The following is a 21,746-nucleotide window of genomic DNA, read 5'->3' as shown; positions in this document are numbered from 1 at the left end:
GCAAGATTGAAGGGGCGCCATGTGGCGCCCCTTTTGCTTGCAGCAGGACGAGCTAGGTTGTTAATGCAAAGAACATCGCCGGTCGTGAGTTAGAGCTCCGGGCGCATCGCGTCCGTTTGCTTTTGGTTCTGCTGCGCTATTTCGCGTTCCTGCGCTTCTTGCTGTTGCTTTTGGTCGTACTGCTGATTGACCGCCTGCGTCTCGCGCAATGTGTTTTCGATGGGCGGTGTTGGTCCATTCTCGGGCACGCCTGCGCGATATCCGGGCGTGACGCTGCCGACCCATAGCGTTCCGTTCGCGACACCGACCGGCCCCGTTCTGTCGGCGTCCGGTATTCCGTTGCGCTTAGCCTCAAGCATCGCGAGCACGACGGTTTCATCCGACACGCCCGGCGCACCATTGCGAATCTTGTCAAACATCGCTCGATCTCTCGGCGGGATTTGCGAACGGTCAAACGCAGGCTCGGCGACTGCGCTGCGGACCTGCTGCGAAGACTCACGCCCCTGGTCCTCGTCTTTCCCTGCGGATGAGCGCGGCGCAACTGCGTACCCGGTTGCGTGTGCTAACGATCCCGTGAGCGGGGCGGGCTCACGAGCGTATGCGTTCGCAGTTGGATCGTGGCGCGGTGTCACTTCTTCTGCGGGCTCGCGCGGCGGCGCGGCTTTCGGCGTGTCCGGCGCAGTGCGGTCGGGAGACCGTACGACCTGCGGCATGTCGTCGCTGGCTGCTGTAGGCGGCCGGTGTTCGTGTACGGGCCGCGCATGTTTCCCGTAGGGCGCAGGAGCGACAACGGCGACGGGTTCCGCGGTCGCCACGGGGTCGCGCCGGGGCGCGCTGCGGGCCGGCTCCTGTGACGATGCAGGCGCGTCAGGGCCGCCAACCTTGGATGACTCGATACGCGCATGTTGTGCGGCCGACAACGCTTGTTGCGTCGCCGGGTCGGTCATGCCGGTATCGGCCATCCCTTGGTCGCGCTGGAACTGGCGCACGGCTTGTTCCGTCGCGGCGTCGTACTGTCCCGTTAGCGGCAAGGGCTCGCCCTCTGGACCGCGATAGCCGACTCGTTGCAGCTTGAACTGCAACAGTTCCACGTCTTGCCCTTGGCTGCCTGGACGCAGCGTGTCGTCCTGCGGGGGCGTGGCGGCGCTGGGTGGCGTGATTGCTGCATCCGGTGCAGAGGCGGCCGGTTGTGATCGCGTTAGCGGCTGCGCTTCATCGGGTGCCACCGCTTGAGGTTGCGCAACGGGCGGCGTTTCCGCTTGCGTGGGCGGCTCCGGTTTGGGCTGTGGTGGCTCGGGTATCACTTCCACCGCAGACGCTGCGGCGACTACCGCAGGCGCGGGGGTGAATGAACGCTCACGTTCCGGGCCGCTATCCGACAGCGTGACCGAAGGGGCTTCGGTGCGAGCGGGCGGCCTGTCGATCGGTATCGATTCCGCGCGAGGCGCATCGGGCGATGCGGCCTGCACGGTTGCCTGTTGTGCGACTTGCTGCACTTGATCGTGCGACAGACCTTCCCGATTGGCTTCGCGCAAGGCTTGTTCGTGGGCTTCGCGTTGCTGCGGCGATAGCGCGGCGATTCGCAATTCCGGCGTGTCCGGTATGAGCGGGGGTGGCGCTCGTAAGTCCACCATCGCTAATGCTATTTCATCTGGACTCGTCACCGCCGCCACGCGGACGATGCCCGCGCTGTCGGTGCGCAGATGATTGATGGGGCTGTTTACGTCGTACTTGCCTTGCTCACTACGCTCAAGTGACAGCGACGATGTTGCGCGGTCGATGCCCTGTGCGTCGCGTGTTCGCTCAACGGCTTCCATCGCGGCCGCAAAATGCTCCGGGTCCGGTTGGACGCCATACGCCCTATAGGTCGTAAGCAGATTGTCCCGATCTTGTTCCTCTCGCGTTGGCGGTTGCCATTGCGGAATGGTCGCCGTTTGTTCTTTGTGCTGTGCAATCTGCGGTTCCAAGGCGTTGCGCGTGTTGTCTAGCTCGTGCTGCAAGTTGCCTTGTGCAATCGTGCCCGGTGCGCCTTCGCGCTGCCATTGGCCGTTTTCGTTGTGGCGGTATTGCTTGCCGTCAGACGCGGTTAGGGTGTCAGCGCTCAATGCCGCATCTACGGCGGGTAGCTTCTCCCCGAACGATTGCCAGCCTGCGGCGCGATAGGCCAGTTCGTAGCGTGCGGCAATCGGCGCCGGCCCGCTGGCGATGTTGTCGCGGATTATTTGTTCCGATGTGGCATTTAGCTCGGCTGCGCGTTCCGAGGTGGCGGACTCGGGGCGAGTCATCGGCACGCCGCGCTGTTCAAAGCCGACGACAACGTTTCGATTCCATTCGCCGGTTTCGGGATTGCGCTCCCAATCGGCTCTTTGCAGGCTCGCCGTATCGCTCCGCACGGCGCGGAGCGTGTACGGATCGCGCGGCGGCTCTACGTTCCCCAGCGCTAACGCGGTCGCGGCATTGCTCGCCTTGTAGCTCAGTTCGCGGGCTCTTTCCGGCAACGCGGAAAACTCCTGTTCAACGGGTTTACTCAGGCTGTCGCCTTGCAGGTTCGCCGGTTGGTCGCGGACCCATTGCCGTCCGTTGAAGCTCCAATCTACGTGTTCACGGTCGGTCTGATTGAATACCTTGTGGTCGTCCCACAATTGGGCAACTTTCTCGCCCACGAAGCTGCCAGATACGCCGCCAACTGCAATAAAGCCGATAGCTCCGAATCCGGTCCAGCCGCCAACGGCGAGACCGGAAGCTGCGCCGCCGACAAATCCGCCGACGCCCCGACCTGCGTAGTGCGCCATCTGCGATTGCGCGGCGAGCGGATTATCTTGCGCAAGAGACCGGGCAGTTCGCTCGCCGGCCTCGGCGGCCTCAACGACTCCAGCGACCAAACCGGCGCCGACGACAGCCTTAATCACCGCGCCGCGCCCTATAGCTCGCGCGGTCGAGCGCTCCGTGGTGGCGAGGTCAGCCTCGATGTGGGGCGCAAACGTCGCGCGAAGTTCGGTGACGCTGGACTCCGAAACCGTCAAGCGCCCGCCGCCATGAGCTTGATTGATCGCATCGCGCAGCGTGAGGTGACCGTCGACGCCTTCGCCTTTCGTAGGTTTGAGGCTAGGCTGATTTACTGCCCTTACTGTCGCGAGAACATTTTTCTCGGAGTGAACAACCGCAGCCCACTCCGACTCAGGCATGGGCAGCTTGTGAACCTGACTGATTTGTGTGGCGTGGGACCGGGCGTATCCCTCGACATCGTCGAAAAAATCTTGTGTTTTCACTCTGGACTGCGCGGAAGTCATTCCGGCCGGCGTGTTCGTATAGACGTCGCCATTTACCAATGCGACCTTAAGTGTGTCTTGCAAATGATGCACACGCTCAACCACGCGCTCCGCAGCGGCGCGATCCCCGTTGAGCGCGGCCCTTCCATCCTTGGTTGCGGAGATCTCGTTTAGCTGAAATAGAACTCCGTCCGAGTACGCCTTGAAGTGGCCTCCCGTGTGAGGACTCACTCCCAACGTGCCGGCGAGCACTTTGTCATCGGGTAGATAAATCGTATTGCGGGGACTGTCGAGATCGTGCAGCCCCATTGCCTTAAGCTTTTGTAAGAGTGGGCTTCGGTCGAAAGCCTTGTTTTGTTCAATGCAGTGATGCCACTCGAAGACGTGGCGCTCTGGCGAATTCATACGGCGTATCCCTGCCTAAATGCGATACCTGGGGCTTGCGATAAAGACCGATCAATCCTTGGTCATGTCGATAAAGCGGATGCCAGTAAATCCATGTCCGCCAAGTGCATTTCGCGTCACCCAGTCGCAGAAGACGAAGTCCCCCGAATATGGCGTTCTGAAGACGTGTGCGGCGTCCAGCACGTCACTCTTGAATACCAAATTGACGTTCCCTCCCAGGCGGTAATATTTGCCGTTGTCGTATTCATCACTCACGACGACCCGGAGTCGTGAGCGCTCTTCGTCCACGGCGTCCAGTTCGCGTACGACATCGCATAAGAAACGTTGAGGCCCAGGTGTCCCGTCAGGGAGCGTGAAGTCGCATGCAACGAATGCGAAGCCTTGTGGATCGACCGTCTCTAGCACGTTCTTCAACGGCTCCGAGACAAGCCAATATCCACTCAAACTAGCCTCAAGATCGCGGGGCATGTCGCCTGCGTCCGGGTCATAAACCAGATGAGGTTTTTCTGGCATCGCCGGGAATCCACCGCTCTCCGGCCGAATAATTAAGCGGGGCGGGCTCAGCAACTTGTCTTCATTGGCGATCACGACGCCATGTCCTAGACCCTCGCCACGTATGTCCGTGTCGATGATGTAGAACTTCCCCTGCTTGGGAACACGCTGCGTGTTGGTTTGCATGGCGGCTGCGCTCGTCATTACGGTGTCCGTCCTGGATTGCAGCGAGTATCGCCCATGGGCTGTACCGCTGGCATAGGATTTCTCCTACGCGAGTGTAGGGGCACCCTCACGAGACTAGTTATGTGCCGCAAGTCGCACCGAACTGCGTCTGACGGCGTGCGGGGTAGCTAGAGGCGCTGGCGCGCGGTCGAGACCCCGCCACGCCTTCCCGCTACTTGTGCGCCTTTCGACTCAGATCGTAGAGCCAGCCGGGAACCCCGCTCGCAATGACGCTGGCTGCGTTCGCCGAGCGCACGTTTTCGACGCGAATAGACGCAGGCGAGGCGGATTTCGAGGTTGCGGCGGAGCAGATTTCGCACGCTTGATAGATCGATGACGTGAGCAGAAATCGGGACATTTCCCCAAGGCCAGGGGAGGGGGCATCGGAAAACGGTAACCTCATCAGGAAGGCTTCTTTTTCGCCTATAAGCCTTTGATATAGCGGATGTTTTCAGGTTACCGTTGAGAGGTAATTTTCGGTAACTCGGTCGGTAACCAATGCGTAAGTGATTGATTTTAAAAGGGGCGCGAGGAGAGGTAGGTTACCTATACATAGAGGTAATTAATTACCTTCTAGTTACCCAAATGGTTACCGCAGACTATCGATGTAAGTCATTGGAAATATTAGGGAAAATGACGGTTCTGAGTCCACGTTACCCATATTACCGATTTCCGATGGTGCCCCAAATGTTCTGGAGCCCTACAGCTCCGGCCAAAGTCGGCATGATCTCTGATCGTATGGCTCGATCAAGTGTGGTGGCGGCACGCCATCTAGTCCTGCGTAAACGGACCACGATCCAGACCCGCCGTGCCTAGTTAGATCAGGGAGCCCCGAATAGAGCATCCCAAAGCTATGGGCTCGCGCTACGGACTATTGAGCATAACGACAAACACATGGATTGCCTTTAGTACTGATCGAAGCGACTTTCATCGATTCCAAGCTCTATCAAACGTGCGCGGACCGCGTCACAGCTACTCTTTTCTAGATTCGGTACGGAAACGAATAGTGAAGACGGCATCACTCGCGCCGGGGCATTTGCCTCATAAAAGTCAAGGAGTCGAGCGCTTTTTAAGATTCGAACAACATTCCCCGACCCGTCGAAAGCAAAAATATCTCCGGGTGGAAAATGTTCTTTCGATAGTTCGGCCAAGCTAACGTGAAGGGCGTTCATTGGGCTTCTCTGCTTGATGATGACTTTCATCCTAGGCCGTAACGCTTTTCAACCGCAAGCAAGAACGGGCGCTCAATAGACACAATGACTGCGCAGTCTCAGCCTGAAAAGCTAATGCTCACAACATAGTAAATCGTTTGGTTCTATTACAGAGAGCGGCCTAGGCGAGCCCAGCGCTTCTTAAAGGCATCGGGCCCACCTTCCATAATGTGACAAACCTCTGTCCGAACCTCTTGTTCTTGCAATGCTCCTTTTCGCTTTACATAGCACTGACCATTAAACTCCAAAGCGTTCACAATCTCCGCGTCGCCATTTACAACAATATTGGCATTGTGAGTAACTATTATCAGCTGACGACGAAGCTTGTTCTTTTTTATCTGCTGAACCACAAGCTCGTAGATTAGATGGTTATCAAGATCATCCTCCGGCTGATCCAGGATTAGCGGCTCGTCCCCGAAGGCTAAAAGAAACGCCATCAGTGCTGCTGCACGCTGACCTGGTGAGCCTTGCTCAATCGACGTGAAGGATTTCCCATCGCCCGAGCGGCTATAACTAATGCGTAAGTCATCCTCTGGAAACCAGCAACGGAGGCGGTCTAACCAATCTTTCTGCGTCTCAGTTTTTTTCTGGAGATGGTTCCGAAAATGTCCGCCAAAGCCATCAATGACCTTCAGTCGCTCTTTCGCTCGCTGTAGCGCAGCCTCTTTGTCAACCGAAGACGCTATTTCATACGCAAGGCCAGCAGGGGATTTTCCGTCTTCGAATTGAAGAATGTCCTGCTGAAATAGCTGGTCTTCTAGGCCCAATAGAGATCGAATGTCGATTTCGATAGTTCGCGGATCATCGCCGTAGGGTACTACCGTGATATCCACGAAATTATTTCCAGTCAAATGCTCTTGTAGAAACGACTGGCGAGCCTTCGTAATGGCCTTGCGCGAACTAGACACGCTTAAAAATATCTTCTCACTTTCTTCAGTTAGCGTGTTATGTTTTTCTTGATTATCTTTATGTTGCTTCAGTTCCTCCACAACACTTTCCCTCTCCTCAACGAGATTGCCGAAGTGATCTGGATCGGTAACCCCGTTTGCCGCAAGCGCCTCTTTAAAGGCGGCATAACCTGATGCAGCTATTTGCAGCCTGCCAATCCAACTACTGAGCAACGGAGAATGTTCGAGACTTTCTGAACTGGCTAATACCTGTTCAGACACCTTTGACAGAGAGGATTTGGCGCTCTCGATGACGAGCGTAGCGTCGTCCCGCCAAGCTAACGCGTCTTTATCTATCTCCGCATGAAATAGATCGTCCTCCCAGTCCAGAGCCTGCACGCCCTCAGCGAACTGCTGAATATCATCTGCCAGAGACCTTAGATGCTCGCGTGTGCTCTCCAATTGCTGCTGCTGGCGAGCCGCAATTTGATGCTTCTTGAGAGCATCCGCATGATGCAACTCTGTGAACGCTTCAAGCTTCCTATCAATGTCTTCTAGGCGGCGCTCTGCTTCGGGTTGGTCAGCCAGCTTGGTATTAAGAGCCCGGATGGTCGAGCGTTTTGCGTAGTATTCGTTTTGAGCATCCTCTAACGAACGTTTCAATCCGCCAATCGACGCGGCCTCGTCTATTACCTCAAGTAGGGCTCGGCGACTGCCGCCGGCCATAGCGGCTATCTGCCCTTGGGAATAGAGTCGTATGGGAAAACGATCAGCCCCTAAAGCTTGACTTGACGTTGCTTCCCAAACGCCAGATACGGAGCGCGCAAATACTGTCGTTTTCTTTGTTGTAGCTGACCACGACAAACGATGCGGTATTCCCTCTCGGAGCATTTCGATATTTATTTCTGTGTCGCTACGCAGCGCGCCGTCCCCGTTGCGATCTTTAGGCTCTTTCTTGAATTGCGTGAATTGCTTCCTGGGCTCGGATTCCAACGGAAGCTTATCGAGCTCACTATCCCTGTTGTATGCAATCCGAACGGCATGGATCACTGTGGACTTCCCCGTTCCTCTTCCGCCTATTATTGCGTTATAGAAGGGGGTCAGCAGTATTTCCTCCCCGCCCTTCTTGTTCCCCATATATCGCGCATTGATTATTTCAATACGAGTGATGAAGTTCTGAGGGGTGTCAAAGGGATGAAATGGTCCCGGCTCATAGCTTCTACGTACCGACGTGTCGTTGCCATCGAGTAAAGCGAGCCTCAATCCCTCAAGCGTTGGCGTCGCCATTTTGATCCACGTAAAGCGGTAGCCAGGAACGATCGTGCCTTTGAAGTTATGGCAATCGCTACCAATCACTCGTGCCCATGAGCGCTTAGATCGGTCGTATTCAGATGGAAGCGGGGACCCATCATCTCGCCACTCCATTGCCAAAATATCGTCAATTTCTAGTATCTGTTTCAGAGTGCCCGCTGCCAATGCAGATTTTTTCGTCCCTTCAATCACTGCGAGCAAGCCTGAAATTTCGTCGGCATGCGCAGGAATAACAATTCCGTCAGCATCCAAAACCAACTGTATGACTTCGGCTGCCCCTTTTGAAGTTACAGCGTCGCTATCACCTTTCGTCCCCCCGTAGCCAACGCTCCCGAGGAGGCTATCAATATCGCTAGTTGAGGCTTTTGGGGAGAAGATGGCCAATAAGTGGAAGCCGCCTTGCACTGAAAGCTCAACACCCGGAAAGATATGCAGCGGTCGAAACCCCGTGGGGCCGCTGCCCGCTTCATTGTGAGTTTTCATGCTCGAATAAGCATTCTTTAACTGATCAATCCATGCGCCCGAATTATGGTCAGTAATGGCTACGCAATCGACTTCCGCGGCCATATATCTCAAGAGCCATTTTTCGGGTGTCACCTCATCAGGCGTGTCTACAGCTAACTGCCAAGCGCGCGTATCCAGGGACGCAGGCGTATGCGTGTGAAAATCGAACTTCCACCATCTGGAACCTGGATATGGCCAAGGATTTGACACGTCTTCTCCCTAAAGGGTTCGGCTTAGCGAATAGTCATAGCCTACTGAACGTTGTTCGATGGGTAACGAGGACGGCTTTGTGTGCGGCTCACCTCGGCGTCTTCCAGCGCATGTCCATCGGATCAGCATTGCCGAACGAGCGAACCCGTATGCCGTCGGGAGTTCGCTCGTAGCACCCTTCGCTGTAAGTGCCATCGATCCGTTGAACCGTTATAAGGTTGCCCTGCTGGGACGCTTGCCATTGAAGGAACGGATAATCCACTCCCTCCATTTCTGACATCTGCATTTGCGCAACCAGCTTGCAAGCCACAGTCCAAAGAACCGCAGGTTGGTCTTCGAACAGAAACGGCTCTGCCGAGCGCGCGTAGGGCTTCGTCATGAGCGTTCCGATGAGCTTCTTACTCATGGCGGGGTCTGGTGTCCAACGCGCCGCAGGCTTCTGGGATGGCACTGACTTGGATTGGGCGCAGGTGCCAGATTGGGTGAGGCGGGCGGTGCAGGGCAAAACCGGCTCATCCACATCGGCTGGAGTGGAGTTTGGGCGGTAAGTCCTGATGCCCTTTGTTGTCGGCTCGTAGCAGCCGCCGCCATCAAAAGCTGAGCCTGCGTACCGCGTAAATGACTTCGTGGAAGGGTGAGCTTTCACATGTTGCGTGAGCCATCGTCCATAGGCCTGACCCGAGGCGGTATCCGCCACTCGCTGGAGGCGTTCCTCTTTTGCGCACGCAAGTTCCGTCAGTTCATATCGATGGTTGCCGTCCACGACGATAGCAACTGGATAAAGCTCGTCATCAGCGTAGTCCGCTGCGGAAACCACAGGGCCAGCCTGCACCGCTGTGGTAACGCAAATGGATAAGGCTACGAAGTAATTTGAGCGATTCATGATGGCTTCCCGATCCTTGCATTGATGGTAGTGCAGAGACCGTCCTTTAATGCTTGCCAATCCCTCTTTCTTTGCCGTGGAAAAGCGAGTTGGTGGTGCTCCAAAATCTGAACTCAACAGCCATTTTTTTCGCGCGTGGACCGGGTCAAAGCCTGCCTTGGGGCCGGGAAAATTAGGGAGGCTGATCAAGTGCAATCAACGTCCTATCTGCGGGTCTTCGGTAAAAGCAACACGCCTAAGCTATTGATTAATAAGCATAGTCAGCGAGACTTTTAATCTCGCTCCCTACTGGGTCGCGTTCGTCCTTTGCGGCCACTCGGCGCCGGCCCTGGGCAGGGGACCGCCAGCGGCGCTTTGGTCGATGAGGAACGGGGCCCGGCGGGGCAATTCTGGTCGCAGCGTGCCTGTGCTGCACAGGGATGATGGATGGTGCTATCTCGCCGCGTTCTCTGTCGCTCGGGCTTCCGGCGCCGTACCGGGCGCACCGGCCTATGCTGGACAGGTGTTGATGCTCAGTACGACGACTGACGGGACACCTTACTTATAGCGTCTGGTCCCGGCGCAGCGTAAATCGTCTCCAGTCGAACTCACGGCGGCAGGTCTGCGCACCGGCAAAATTGCGACGATGGCCTTGTCACATCAGATGCCTCCGGCGACGGATCGGCAAATTTGTGCCGCGTAACCTATTGATTACTAAGCTCAGTAGGCTGGACTGTTAATCAGGGGGTCGTTGGTTCGAGTCCAACTTCGGGCGCCATATACATCAAAGGCTTGCGGTCTTCGCAAGCCTTTTTTGTTGTCCAGGATCGGGGAAATTGCCGGGGAAATTCGGCTCGCATTCAATGGCTTTGCAACGAGTGATGTTGGCTGTTGCTGCGCTGCGGTCAGTCGCTTAGGCATCTCAAATTCACTGGCCGGCGCGTCGTTTCGCGCTGGCAGCCATAGCAATTGGCATGGTCGGCCCTCCTTGTCAGTAGTGTGCGTGCATTCGACCAAGCCTTGGCGGCCGTGTAGCATCCCTGGATAAGGGGGTGTTCATGCCGCTCCACTATCCAAGCGTTCTCCTCTATCACATTACCGAAATTGCCAATCTCCCCAGCATCATTCAAGGGGGGTGGCTATTGTCGGACGCTCGCGTGGCATCACTGGCTCACGAAGTTATCGGCCATGGTCACATAAAGGCTCGCCGATTGACGGAGCTCACAATTCCATGTTGCGGCAATCGTTTCGTCGGTGAGTTCGTTCCTTTCTATTACTGCCCTCGTTCCCCGATGTTGTTCACGATCAATCAAGGCAATGTCGGAAAGCCGAGGGGGCATCAGAAGGAGATCGTGCATCTCGTGACTACTGTCCAGAATGCAACTGGGTTGAACTTTCCTTGGGCAATCAGTGATGGCAATGCTGGCGCGCGCGGTGTGCTATTCAACAGCGAGATCGAAGCCTTGGATGCGCTCGATTGGGGAGCTATTAGAACTACCAATTGGGCAGGCCTTACCCGCCAGAAACAAGCTGAGTTCCTGGTTGCTGATTACTTTCCATGGTCATACATTGAATCGCCCAGGTTTTTGTAGACAGTCGTCAGCCGTTTAGTGCGTACCGCCTTTCAAACTCTATCGGGGACAGGCCATTGTTGGAACTGTGCCGTCGTTTGGGGTTGTAGAACAGCTCGATGTAATCGAACACATCGCCTCGTGCTTTGTCATGGGTATGGTAGATCCGTTGCTTAACCCGTTCGCGCTTGAGCAACTGGAAGAAGCTTTCCATCGCGGCGTTGTCGTGACAGTTACCGCGTCGGCTCATGCTGCACACGATGCCGTGGGCCTTCAAAAAGCTCTGCCAGTCTTCGCTCGTGAACTGACTGCCTTGATCCGAGTGCAAGAGCAAACCAGGCGCGGGCTTGCGTCGCCACACCGCCGCTAGCAGCGCCTGCAGCACCAGATCGGAGTGCTGCGTTGGACGCGTGGCCCAGCCCACGATCCTGCGGGAGAACAGATCGAGCACGACGGCCAAGTACAAGAAGCCTTCGTGGGTGCGAATGTAGGTGATGTCGGTCACCCAGGCCCGATTGGGTTCTTGCGCTGTGAACTCACGCGCCAGCACGTTGTTGGCGACGGCGCCGATCGGCCCGCTCAACGGCCGCGGCCGCCGGCCGTAGCCCACCATGGCGCGCAGCCCTTCTTGCTTCATCAAACGCGCAACGCGGTGTTTGCTGCACGTTTCACCCAACTCGCGCAGGTCCGTGGTGATCTTGCGATGGCCGTAGATCGAGCCGCTTTCCAACCAACTGTGCTTGATCAATCCCAACAGACGTTGGTCGTCGCGTGCACGCGCACTGGCCGGCGCGTGAAGCCAAGCGTAGTAACCGCTGCGGTTTATGCCCAAGACACGGCACATTGCGGCCAGGCCGAACTCGTCGGCGTGCTGCTTCATGAAGGCGTACTTCACCTTTACCCCTTGGCAAAGTACGCGGCGGCTTTTTTTAGGATGTCTCGTTCTTCAGTCACGCGCCGAAGTTCTGCCTTCAGGCGTCGCACGTCCGCGTTCTGATCTTTTTCCACACGACGAACCACATCGCTTTTGCCTTGCTGACGCCGCCAGCCGTACAGGCTGTGCACCGACACGCCCAGGCGCTCGGCTACTTCGGCCACCGGCCGCCCGTACTCCACGATCTGACGGACCGCTTCGATCTTGAACTCATCGGTGTATCGCTTCGCGCTCATAACCACCTCCACTTAAGCCATAGTTTATGGCTGCGAGATGTCTACGAAACCCTGGGCGATTCACATCACCCGAGTAGGGTGTTACGATGAAAACGCTGCGACGCGTGTCAGGGCGATCCTGAATGGCCAAGCGCATGTTCCGGCCGTTACTGTTGAGCGGGGCTGGTACTACTAATGATTAAGATCACGCGTGGAAATCTACTTAAAGCCGACGTTGATGCCCTCGTCAACACGGTCAATACCCAGGGTGTTATGGGGAAAGGGATTGCGCTTCAGTTTAAGCGCGCTTTTCCGAAAGCCTTTGCGCAGTACGAAGCCGCATGTGCTCGCGGAGAAGTAAAAGTAGGTCATGTCCATATAGTGGATGCTGGTGGCTTAGTCGGTGGTCCTAAATGGATTGTCAACTTCCCAACCAAAGCTCATTGGCGAGCGAAGAGCAAGCTTGTTGATATCAAGACTGGTTTGGTCGACCTAGTTGCAGCGTGCCTGCGTCTAGAGATTCGATCGATTGCGGTTCCTCCTCTTGGGTGTGGTCTGGGGGGATTGTCGTGGTCGGATGTCCGTCCACTCATTGAGCGCGCTTTTGAAGCCGTCCCGCAAGTCGATGTACATTTGTATCCGCCGGAAGGGGCGCCCCTAGCCGTTGATATGCCTACCAATACGAAGCGTCCGGAGATGACTGCTGGTAGGGCGGCCCTGGTAAGTCTGATACGTCGATACCAAGATGGACTCATGGACCCATTTGTGAGCTTGCTTGAGGTACACAAGCTTATGTACTTCCTGCAGGAGGCGGGGCAGCCACTCAGACTTCAGTACACGGAAGGTCGCTATGGTCCTTATGCGAAGAACTTGAGGCAAGTACTTATCTGTGTTGAGGGACATTACTTGCAAGGTTACGGTGACGGCGCAGATAGTCCGACTAAGATCATTGATATAATGGATGGAGCTGTTGAGGCTGCCGAAAATTTCTTGCGCGATATGCCCGATGTTGGTGAGAAGATCGAGCGCGTAGCAAGCTTGATAGATGGGTATGAAGACGCTTACGGCCTGGAGCTGTTGAGTTCAGTCCACTGGGTAATGTGTCAGTCTGCCGAGGCACGTGACTCCGCGGAAGGCGCTCTTCAAAAAGTCCACGAATGGAATGATCGAAAGAGTCGGCTCCTCAAGCCTGAGCACATTAGGCAGGCATGGAGCCACTTGCATGCCGCGTCATGGGGCTCGGAATCTCGCAGTGCGATCCACTAGCGTCAACCTTTGTCTGGAGTAGGTTTTTAGCGCGGCTGATCAAGCGAGCGGCTCTTGGTCTGGAACCGCGCAGATCCAGTAGGAGCGGCATATGGCCTTCGACCCAACCAGGTGGGCTCCGAGGAGCGGGAAAATTGCGGGGCCACCCTGGTCTCAGCACAGGTTTGACAGTAGCGGGCTGGGGAAATTATCCCGTGTAAGTTATTGATATCCTTTGTTCGTTGACTGGGCTGTTAATCAGGGGGGGCGTTGGTTCGAGTCCAACTTCGGGCGCCAAATACCGGAAGGCCTCGCAGAAATGCGGGGCCTTTCTTTTTGTCCGGCATTTTTAGCCGGAACCTGGATTTCCGCCCGAGACTCGGCCAGCGACACGGATACCGGCGCGACGCCGGATGGTCGAAATGAACGGCTGCTCCGCCGGCGAAGCATCGGTTGCTTGCGTAGTCGCGACCGCGACCGATCGTTTCACCGCGCATTGCTCTGCCGCGCTCGGAGGAGGCGTTTCCAACCGCAAGCGCCCTTCCTCCGACAGCTTCAGCGCCACCGGCTCGCCCGGGCGGCGCGGATCGCACACGACGAAGCCGCCGCCGGTGACCATGCGGCCCGCGTGTGGCTCGAAACGCAGGTGACTGCGGCCGGCGAGGGTGTAAAGACGCACGCCGTCGGGCAGGGGCAGGTCGCGGCGCAGCAGCTCGTCGTCACCGTCGTATTGCCGATTGCCGTTTTCGTCCGTGAAGCCGATCCAGCCGCGGCTCCAGTCGCCGCCGCCGGTGCAGGAAAAGCCGACATCGACCGGGCACAGCACCACCGGTAGGCCGCTGGCGACGGCACGCCGGCCGGCTTGTGCGAACAAGCCGTCCAGGCCGCTGCGCAACAACTCGGCTCGGCTGGTGCGGGTGGGGGCGCCGAACGCGGCGCAGGCGAGCACGCTCAGCAGGCTCACCAACACTATCGCGGCGGCGAATTCGAAGGGATCGAGAATCTTGACGCGCATGGGCCATTCCTTGGCGACGGGGGCTGAAATCGGGGTGCGGACAGCTTCGGCCGCGCGCAGCCGAGCCGGAAGCGGATCGCACCGCGACCGCCGGTAGGACTAAGGCGTGACGTCTGTCGGACAATTCCGAGGCGCAAAACCACTGACCAACTCCGCCCGACCGCTCGTCGGTGTGGCACCTTTTCTAGGTAATTCCGACTGTTAGCATCCTGATCGTCCTCTGGGGAAGAGAAACGCTCATGGCTAGTCGGCCGGCCGCCGGTTTCACATTGATCGAGCTTATGGTGACGATCGGGATCGCCGCGATCCTGCTTGCGCTGGCGCTGCCTTCGTTTACCGAGTCGATTCGTTCCAATCGCGTATCCACCGCGACCAATCAGATTCTGGCGACGATCAACCTCGCCCGGGCCGAGGCGCTGCGCAGCAAGAGCAGCGCGCGCGTCTGCCCGACCCTGGACGGCGTCCAATGCGCGACGACCTGGGACGAGAAGGCGGGCATGCTGGTGTGGACCGACGAAAACGGCAACAACAAGTTCGACGCCAGCAAGGTCAAGCGCGTCATCGAGCCGCAGGAAGGCATCGTCACCACCGTCACCGGTTTCAACGAGATCGGTTTCGACGATCGCGGCCGCACCCTGGATCAGAAGACGCGCGCTTTCACCATCAAGGCCGCGCAATGCAAGACCGGCGCGTACAACGTCCGCTCGTTCGACATCAGTCGCACCGGCCGCGTGACCGTCATCCGAGGGACCTGCCCATGAGTCGCCGACTTTCGTGTCGTCAATCGCCCGCCTTCGGCGCGCGCCAACGCGGCCTGAGCCTGATCGAAGTATTGATGGCGGTGCTGGTGCTCGGTATCGGTCTGTTGGGTCTGGCGATGCTGCAGGCCACCAACCTGCGCCTGTCGCAGAGCGCGAATCAGCGCACGATCGCGACCAATCTGTCCAACGACCTGCTCGACGACATCCGCTCCAATCGTCTGCTCGCGGCGAAGTACGACGGAACCTACAACGCCTCCTCGGCCACCGCCAACGCCAATTGCGCCAAGGTCGACAAGCTCACTCCGGACGATCGCAAGGAGAGCTTCACTTGCCGGTTGCGCGAGGCGCTGGGCGAAACGGGCAAGGCCGTGGTGAAGGTGAACGCAAACAAGACCGTGAGCATCGTGATTACCTGGGACGATGAGCTGCGGTGGAACAAGCTTCCAGGCGCCAAGGCAACCGAATTCGTGATGGAGAGTGCGCTGTGAGCCGACGACTGCAAGCAGGCCTGTCGCTGATCGAATTGATGGTGGCGCTGCTGCTCAGCACGCTGCTGGTGCTGGGCCTGATCCAGATATTTTCGACCTCTCGCGCGTCCTACCAGATGGCGCAGGGCCTGGCCCGCGCTCAGGAAAGTTCGCGTTTCGCCATCGACGCCTTGCAGCGCGACGCGCGAATGAGCGGGCATTTCGGTTGCGTGTCGGACCAGGCTCATTTCTATGCCGGTAACGGCATGTTCGGCGAGTTGTTTCTGTCGAATCGCAACAATTACAACTCCATGCCGGCTGCGAACGAGCCCTTGCGCTTCGACTATTCGATTCGCGGCTACGAAGCGACCGGTACCGCGCCGACCGATACGCTGAATCTTTCCACCGATCCGGTCAAAGGAACGGCGGGCGACTGGTCTCCGGCGCTGACGACTCAGTTCTTTGCCGCGTTGAAGCCCACTCCGATTCGCGGCAGCGACATCGTCGTACTGCGTTCCCTGTCTCCGGAAAGCGCGGAAGTGACGGGCTTCGTCACCGGCGATCCAGCCACGATCCAAGTCAATTCCGCGCAATGGGACGTATTGACCAAGACGTCGGCCGACCCGGGACTATTCGGTATCGCCGATTGCCGTTCGGTGGTGATGTTCCAGGCAACCAAAGTCGAGAATGTGGGTGGTGCCAAGCTGGTCACCGTGGAGAAAAAGGGGCTGAATCAGATCGCATTCGACGGCTCCGACACCTTCGCCAAGGGGCAGGCGCGTCTGTATCGCGCGGAGAGTCTGGTCTATTACGTGGGTTTCAAGCAGCCGGAAAAACCACGCCCGCAAGACAATGAGCTCGTTCTCTATCGCGCACGTTTCACCGCCCTTCCGGGAGCCGGCAGCCTGTCGCTGGACGCTGACACCGGCATCTCCGAGGAAGTCGTGGAAGGCGTGGAGAACATGCAACTGCTCTACGGCCAAGACACGGTGACCGATCCGGCCCAATCGCCGACCGGTGTCATCGATTCGGTGCGCACCGCCGCGACCTTGTTGCCCGACAGCAGCAGCAGCGGTGGCTGGCAGCGCGTCGGTGAAATGCAGGTCGGCCTGTTGATCCGCAGTACCGATCCGGCCTCCGCGCAGAAGCGCACGGTCGTGCAGCGTTCGCTCGGCACCCAGCTGACGTTGCCCGACGACCAGCGCTATCGCACCGTCTACGAAACCAATATCGCTCTGCGCAACCGACTGTACGGAAACTGAGGTCCGACATGAATACGATCCGTATCAGGCGCTCTTTCCCGGTGCCGCCCTCCGCCCAGCGCGGCGCGGTGCTGTATGTCGCGCTCATCATGTTGATTCTGCTGGCGCTGATCGGCATTACCGCGATGCAGGTGACCGGTTTGCAGGAGCGAATGACCTCCAGTTATCGCTCGACCAACATGGCCTTCCAGAACGCCGAGGGCCGCGCGCGCGGAAAAGAAAGCGATTTGCAGCGTCAGGTTCAGAGCGCCGGCACCGAGGCGATCGATCTCGATCAGCCCCTGTGCACGTCCGGCTTCGATCCCTCGGCTTGGGCGGAGAAACTCAAATATGCCAATCCATTGCCGGCCAAGCTGAGTTTCACCCGTCGCATCGACGAATGCGTTTCCGGCGGCACGGGCATCGGCATGGGCACCGTGCCGCTGAGCGAGAACACCAATCTGATCTTCCAGGTCACGGCCTATGCCGTTGACCACGGCACGAACCCCGGTTCGGACGCCGTCATCGACACCATTTTCGTGCCCTGAGGGTAACGTCATGACTTCCCCACGCATCTATCTATTCGCGCCGTTGGCGTTGGCGTTGGCGCTCGCCGCCGGCGGCTACTGGCTATACAACGCCAACGCGATCCAGGCCGGCGGGTCGCTGGCGCAGGTTCCGCTGAACTCCAGCGTGAGCGTGCCGCCGGCCTTCGTCATGGCGGTCGACAACTCGGGCTCGATGACCTTCCAGACCCTGTTTCCGGGGCAGGACGGTGCGGCGTTCTGGGATTACGGATCGCGGGCCACCAATGGCTACTTCATCGGCAGCGGCAGCGGCGCGCGCCTTCGCCTGGCCAACGAGATCGAGTACGCCAACGGCCAGCCGACCAACGGCGACATGAACGGATTCCATCACACGATTCCGTCGCCAAGGTACCGCATCGACGCCAATCGAAGGGCGATCGCGCCGATCGACAACTTTGGCTTCGCCCGCTCTCCGGACGTCAATCCCGCGTATTTCAATCCGCTGGTGACGTATTCGCCGTGGAAGCGTCCCAACGCGACCAACGAGATCGTCGATTATCCGCAGGCAAGCATCACCGCGACGCGGGTTGATCCGGACGCCGCCACTCCGGCCATCAATGTGGCCGCGAACTGGCGCGCCAACAGCGGCCGCGACGAATACTTTTACGTTCCTCAGGGCGCGACTTTGCCCGCGGGAACTGTATACGAGACGTATAACGATGGCGGCTGCGGCGGTTTGACGGGCGGGGGGTGGAACACCCTGGGCTCGGCCCGTACGCTGACTGTCGGCTGCGAAGTGGCGATCGAGTACTACCCCGCGACGGTCTACCTCAAGTCTGCCACCGCCGGTGCGGCCTGGGGCTATACCGCCACGCCGACCACCGCTACCAATGCTTGCGGCAACGGCTGCAATCTGTACAAGTACGAGATCAAGTCGGCCAATTTCGCCGCAGGCAAGTACGAGTTGGCGATCCAGAATTTCGCCAACTGGTTCAGTTTCTACGGCAATCGCAATCGCGCGATGAAGGCCGCGCTGACGCTGTCGCTCGAGCGCACCGAGAAGATGCGCGTCGGCATGTTCACCATCAACCCGACTTCCTACACCGACGTCGTGATGCGCGACATGTCGGTGGCCGCCGAAAAGGCCGCGCTCTACAACGAGAAGTTGCTGGCCTTGAATGCCTCCGGCGGTACGCCCAACCGGTTCGCCGTGGAGCACATCGGCAAGCAGTTCATGCGCACCGACGCCGGCGCGCCGGTGAAATACGCATGCCAGATCAACGCCGGCATGCTGTTCACCGACGGCTACAGCAACGGCGGTGGTCCCGCCGTCGGTTCGCAAGATGCGGACATGCCTGCGCCGCTGGCCGACACGCATGCCAATACGCTCGCCGATACCGCGGCGCTCTACTACAAGACCACGCTTCGCAGCGACCTGGGCTTGGGCAAGGTGCAGGTTCCGGAGGCGTGCAAGACCACGCCGAACGATCCGAAACTGGATTGCCGCGCAGACCCGCACATGAACTTCTATGGGGTCACGCTCGGCGCTCGCGGCGACATCTACGGTGTCACCTACGACCCGGTTGCCAATGCCCCCGATCCGTATACGCCCGCGGGTTATCCGGCCTGGCGCGCGTTCCAGAACGACGCGCCGAGCACGGTCGATGAGATCTGGCACGCGACCATGAACGCGCGCGGCAAGTACATCAACGCCACCACTCCGTCGGACATCACCTCGGCGATGCGCGAGATTCTGGCCTCGGTCGGCGGCGGCGCCACGCCTTCGGGCAGCATTGGCCTGGTGGGTTCGCGCGTCGGGTCGAACACCCTGTCGGTGGAGCCGACATATGAGTCGGCCAACAACGGCACCGACTGGTTCAGTCGTTTGAACGCGTACACGGCGACCAACGATCCGGTTACCGGCAACATCACCTTCACCAACAAGTGGGAAGCTTCCGCCAGCCTCAACGCCGCCGGACGTGTCATCCGCTTCGGCAAGACCACGGCCGGGAGCGTCAAGCCGACGGTGGCGGATTTCACCGCCACGGCCTTGGGCACTACCGACGCGAACGTGCTCGCCGCGTTGTGCAGCGACCCGCTGCAGAACTGCGCAGGGAAATTCAACCGCATCGACGGCGGCGTGACCGGTGCCGAGGCGGTAGCGTATCTGCGTGGCGACAGAGCCCACGACGGCGGAAAGCTGCGTAAGCGCACTACGTTGCTCGGCGATATCGTCAACTCGACGCCGATCGTTTCCTCCAAGGGCGACGACTACGGTTACCGCAGTCTGCGCAGCGCCGACGGCCTCACCGGCGACGTGCTGAATTACGCCAACTACCTCACCACCAAGCGCACCGGCCGCACGACGTTCGTCTACGTGGGCGCCAACGACGGCATGTTCCATGCATTCAACGGCGACACCGGCGCGGAGGCTTTCGCCTACATCCCGGCGACCTCGGTCGGCCATATGGGCAATCTGCTGTTCCCGTACCGCGCCGCCGATCGCAACGATCAGGTCTTCCAGCATCGCTACTTCGTCGATGGTCTGGCGACCGTGTCCGATGCGCACGACGGCAGCGCCTGGAAGACGGTGTTGGCGGCCAGCGTCGGCGCCGGCGGCCGCGGCGTGTTCGCGCTCGATATGAGCAACCAGAACGCGCTGAGCGTTCTGTGGGAAGTCAACGACATGTCCGGCGACGCCAACGGCGCGAAGGATATCGGCAGCGTCCTGGGCAAGATCGCGATCGTTCCGGTCAAGGAAGCCGGCGGCGCGATCAAGTGGAAGGCGGTCTTCGGCAACGGTTACGACAGCGTCAACGGCAAGGCTGTGCTGTTCCTGGTCGATATCGCGGACGGCAAGGTGACCCGCATCACCGCCACGGAAACCACCGGCACCTTGCCGACCCGGACCAAGAACGGCCTCGGCAACGTGGTGGTGATCGATCGCTACCAGGGCACCAGCACTACGGAGGCTCGCGACGGTTTCGCCGATACGGTGTATGCCGGCGACTTGAACGGCGCGGTGTGGAAGTTCGACCTGCGCGACAACACGGTCGCGTTGGGCGGCAATCCGCTGTTCATCGCCCGGTACAACGACGATTACAACCTGCGCCAGCCGATCCTCGGCGGCCTGGAAGCGACCACGGTCGGCAACGATGTGATGGTCCTGTTCGGCACCGGCAGCTTCTCGTTCAGCGATGACCCCAGCGACAAGGCGATGCAGAGCGCGTACGGCATCATCGATCGCGGCGCGGTGATCAACGGCCGCAGCGAGCTGCAACAGCAGTACATCACCGAGGAGGTCGATACCACCGGCGCCGTGCTGCGCGACGTCACCGGCGATCGCCTGAACGCGGCCAAGAAGGGCTGGTACATCAATCTCGGTGTCGATCGTGCCAAGAACGGCAATCCGACCGCGACCGGCGAGCGCTTCATCGGCAACCCGCGTCTGCAGAACGGCATCCTGTTCTTCCCGACCTACGATCCCAACAGCACCGACGGCTGCTCCACCGACGGCAACAACTGGCTCTACGGCCTGGATGCGCTCAGCGGCGCGGCAGGCATGGCCAACGCGCGTATCGGTTCGGCTACCGGCAACCGCTTCGGCGCCAACGTCGGCGCGGTCAAGCTGAAGCGTCAGGGCAGCGGCACCGGCACTGCGCCGGTCAAGGACATCGCCGTGGTCGCCACGCCCAAGGGCGACATCTTGCCGGCTACCGCGACCGACGAAGAAATCGCCAAGGCGGTGGCGAGCAAGTGTTCGGTCATGGTGCAGACCTCCGGCTCGCAGCCGATCTATCTGCCCAGACCGTGCGGCCGCCAGTCCTGGCGCCAGATCCGATAACAGGGGACCGAAATGAAGTCTTGCACCGTTAATCTGCCTGCGCGCCCGAGCCGTGGTTTCACCTTGATGGAGCTCATGGTCGTGGTGGCCATCGTCGGTATCCTGGTCGGCATCGCGGTGCCGACCTACCAGGACAGCGTGCGCAAGAGCCGGCGTGGCCAGGCCAAGGCCGATCTGACCGAGTTGGCGCAGGCGATGGAGCGTTACTACACGAACAACAACAGCTATCTCAACGCGGATCTGAACATTTTGTGGGGGCCGTTGTTGCAATCGCCCCGGACCGGCGCGGCGCAGTACACGATTTCCTTCGACGGCGCGGTCACTTCCAGCACCTTCAAGCTCCAGGCGGTGCCCAGCACCAGCAGCGGCCAGAGCAAGGACAAGTGCGGCACCTTGACCATCGACAACGCCGGCCGGAAGACCCCGATCGAGGACGCCAAAAAGGAATGCTGGAACATGAACTGACCGTTTAACGGTTCAGTTCCGATAAGCCCGCCCAGGCACCGTCCCGGGTGGGCTTTTTTCTTGCCAGCGGGGCATTGGCCTGGCC

At 59.0% G+C, this 21,746-nt stretch carries 15 protein-coding genes; 9 read left to right on the top strand and 6 right to left on the bottom strand.

Features of this window, described 5'->3' with window-relative positions; genetic code table 11:
* Positions 1–89: 89 nt before the first annotated feature.
* The 4 genes from LG3211_RS24945 to LG3211_RS25820 all read right to left on the bottom strand — a co-directional run bounded on the left by LG3211_RS24945 (position 90) and on the right by LG3211_RS25820 (position 9,586).
* Entirely contained in the window at positions 90–3,674 is a 3,585-nt protein-coding gene (locus LG3211_RS24945; protein WP_083512585.1) for a peptidoglycan-binding protein, read from the bottom strand.
* A 51-nt stretch (positions 3,675–3,725) separates the two neighbouring features.
* Positions 3,726–4,352 carry a DUF1629 domain-containing protein gene (locus tag LG3211_RS16110; protein ID WP_057945532.1) on the bottom strand — a complete coding sequence of 209 codons (627 nt, stop codon included), beginning with the start codon at positions 4,350–4,352 and terminating at the stop codon, positions 3,726–3,728.
* Between the two features lie 1,357 nt (positions 4,353–5,709).
* The gene (locus LG3211_RS25825) at positions 5,710–8,514 is read right to left on the bottom strand and encodes a TrlF family AAA-like ATPase (RefSeq protein ID WP_187313034.1); all 2,805 of its coding nucleotides are present in this window, start codon (positions 8,512–8,514) and stop codon (positions 5,710–5,712) included.
* A gap of 88 nt (positions 8,515–8,602) precedes the next feature.
* The gene (locus tag LG3211_RS25820) at positions 8,603–9,586 is read right to left on the bottom strand and encodes a hypothetical protein (protein WP_148648956.1); all 984 of its coding nucleotides are present in this window, start codon (positions 9,584–9,586) and stop codon (positions 8,603–8,605) included.
* Between the two features lie 848 nt (positions 9,587–10,434).
* Here LG3211_RS25820 and darT point away from each other — a divergent pair.
* Positions 10,435–10,968, top strand: coding sequence for a type II toxin-antitoxin system toxin DNA ADP-ribosyl transferase DarT (gene darT / locus LG3211_RS24940; RefSeq protein WP_083512583.1), 534 nt, complete (start codon positions 10,435–10,437; stop codon positions 10,966–10,968).
* 7 nt (positions 10,969–10,975) lie between these two features.
* On the opposite strand, the gene LG3211_RS16095 is transcribed toward darT, so the two are convergent.
* A protein-coding gene (locus LG3211_RS16095) for an IS3 family transposase (RefSeq protein ID WP_148648703.1) occupies positions 10,976–12,117 on the bottom strand; the annotation gives its coding sequence in 2 pieces (ribosomal slippage) (positions 10,976–11,880 and positions 11,880–12,117; 1,143 coding nt in all).
* A 37-nt stretch (positions 12,118–12,154) separates the two neighbouring features.
* Here LG3211_RS16095 and LG3211_RS27475 point away from each other — a divergent pair.
* Positions 12,155–12,292, top strand: a complete 138-nt coding sequence (locus tag LG3211_RS27475) for a DarT ssDNA thymidine ADP-ribosyltransferase family protein (RefSeq protein ID WP_148648955.1) — start codon at positions 12,155–12,157, stop codon at positions 12,290–12,292.
* Entirely contained in the window at positions 12,292–13,362 is a 1,071-nt protein-coding gene (gene darG / locus LG3211_RS16085) for a type II toxin-antitoxin system antitoxin DNA ADP-ribosyl glycohydrolase DarG (protein ID WP_057943719.1), read from the top strand. Before LG3211_RS27475 ends, darG begins: the two co-directional genes overlap by 1 nt.
* Before the next feature lie 328 nt (positions 13,363–13,690).
* Here the strand turns inward: darG and LG3211_RS16080 are convergent, their stop codons facing one another.
* The gene (locus LG3211_RS16080) at positions 13,691–14,356 is read right to left on the bottom strand and encodes a GspH/FimT family protein (protein WP_057943718.1); all 666 of its coding nucleotides are present in this window, start codon (positions 14,354–14,356) and stop codon (positions 13,691–13,693) included.
* Positions 14,357–14,640: 284 nt separating this feature from the next.
* Here LG3211_RS16080 and LG3211_RS16075 point away from each other — a divergent pair, with 284 nt between their 5' ends.
* From LG3211_RS16075 to LG3211_RS16050, 6 genes are read left to right on the top strand one after another with little or no spacing between them, the layout of a single operon-like run.
* The gene (locus LG3211_RS16075; RefSeq protein WP_187313033.1) at positions 14,641–15,117 is read left to right on the top strand and encodes a GspH/FimT family pseudopilin; all 477 of its coding nucleotides are present in this window, start codon (positions 14,641–14,643) and stop codon (positions 15,115–15,117) included.
* Positions 15,114–15,605: a type IV pilus modification protein PilV gene (gene pilV / locus LG3211_RS16070; RefSeq protein ID WP_057943716.1), complete on the top strand. Its 492-nt coding sequence runs from the start codon at positions 15,114–15,116 to the stop codon at positions 15,603–15,605. The genes LG3211_RS16075 and pilV overlap by 4 nt, the downstream gene beginning before the upstream one ends.
* Before the next feature lie 38 nt (positions 15,606–15,643).
* Positions 15,644–16,846 carry a PilW family protein gene (locus LG3211_RS16065; RefSeq protein ID WP_237049897.1) on the top strand — a complete coding sequence of 401 codons (1,203 nt, stop codon included), beginning with the start codon at positions 15,644–15,646 and terminating at the stop codon, positions 16,844–16,846.
* A gap of 8 nt (positions 16,847–16,854) precedes the next feature.
* Complete coding sequence (locus LG3211_RS16060; RefSeq protein ID WP_057943714.1) at positions 16,855–17,373, top strand: pilus assembly PilX family protein; 519 nt, start codon at positions 16,855–16,857, stop codon at positions 17,371–17,373.
* Between the two features lie 10 nt (positions 17,374–17,383).
* Positions 17,384–21,196, top strand: a complete 3,813-nt coding sequence (locus LG3211_RS16055) for a pilus assembly protein (RefSeq protein ID WP_057943713.1) — start codon at positions 17,384–17,386, stop codon at positions 21,194–21,196.
* A 12-nt stretch (positions 21,197–21,208) separates the two neighbouring features.
* Positions 21,209–21,661 (top strand): type IV pilin protein, encoded by a 453-nt coding sequence (locus tag LG3211_RS16050; protein ID WP_057943712.1) that lies wholly within the window; start codon positions 21,209–21,211, stop codon positions 21,659–21,661.
* Positions 21,662–21,746: the final 85 nt, after the last annotated feature.

Source organism: Lysobacter gummosus, assembly GCF_001442805.1.
GTDB classification, from domain to species: domain Bacteria; phylum Pseudomonadota; class Gammaproteobacteria; order Xanthomonadales; family Xanthomonadaceae; genus Lysobacter; species Lysobacter gummosus.
The sequence above is the reverse complement of the archived record's forward strand: the minus strand, read 5'-3'. Positions and strand labels throughout refer to the sequence as shown.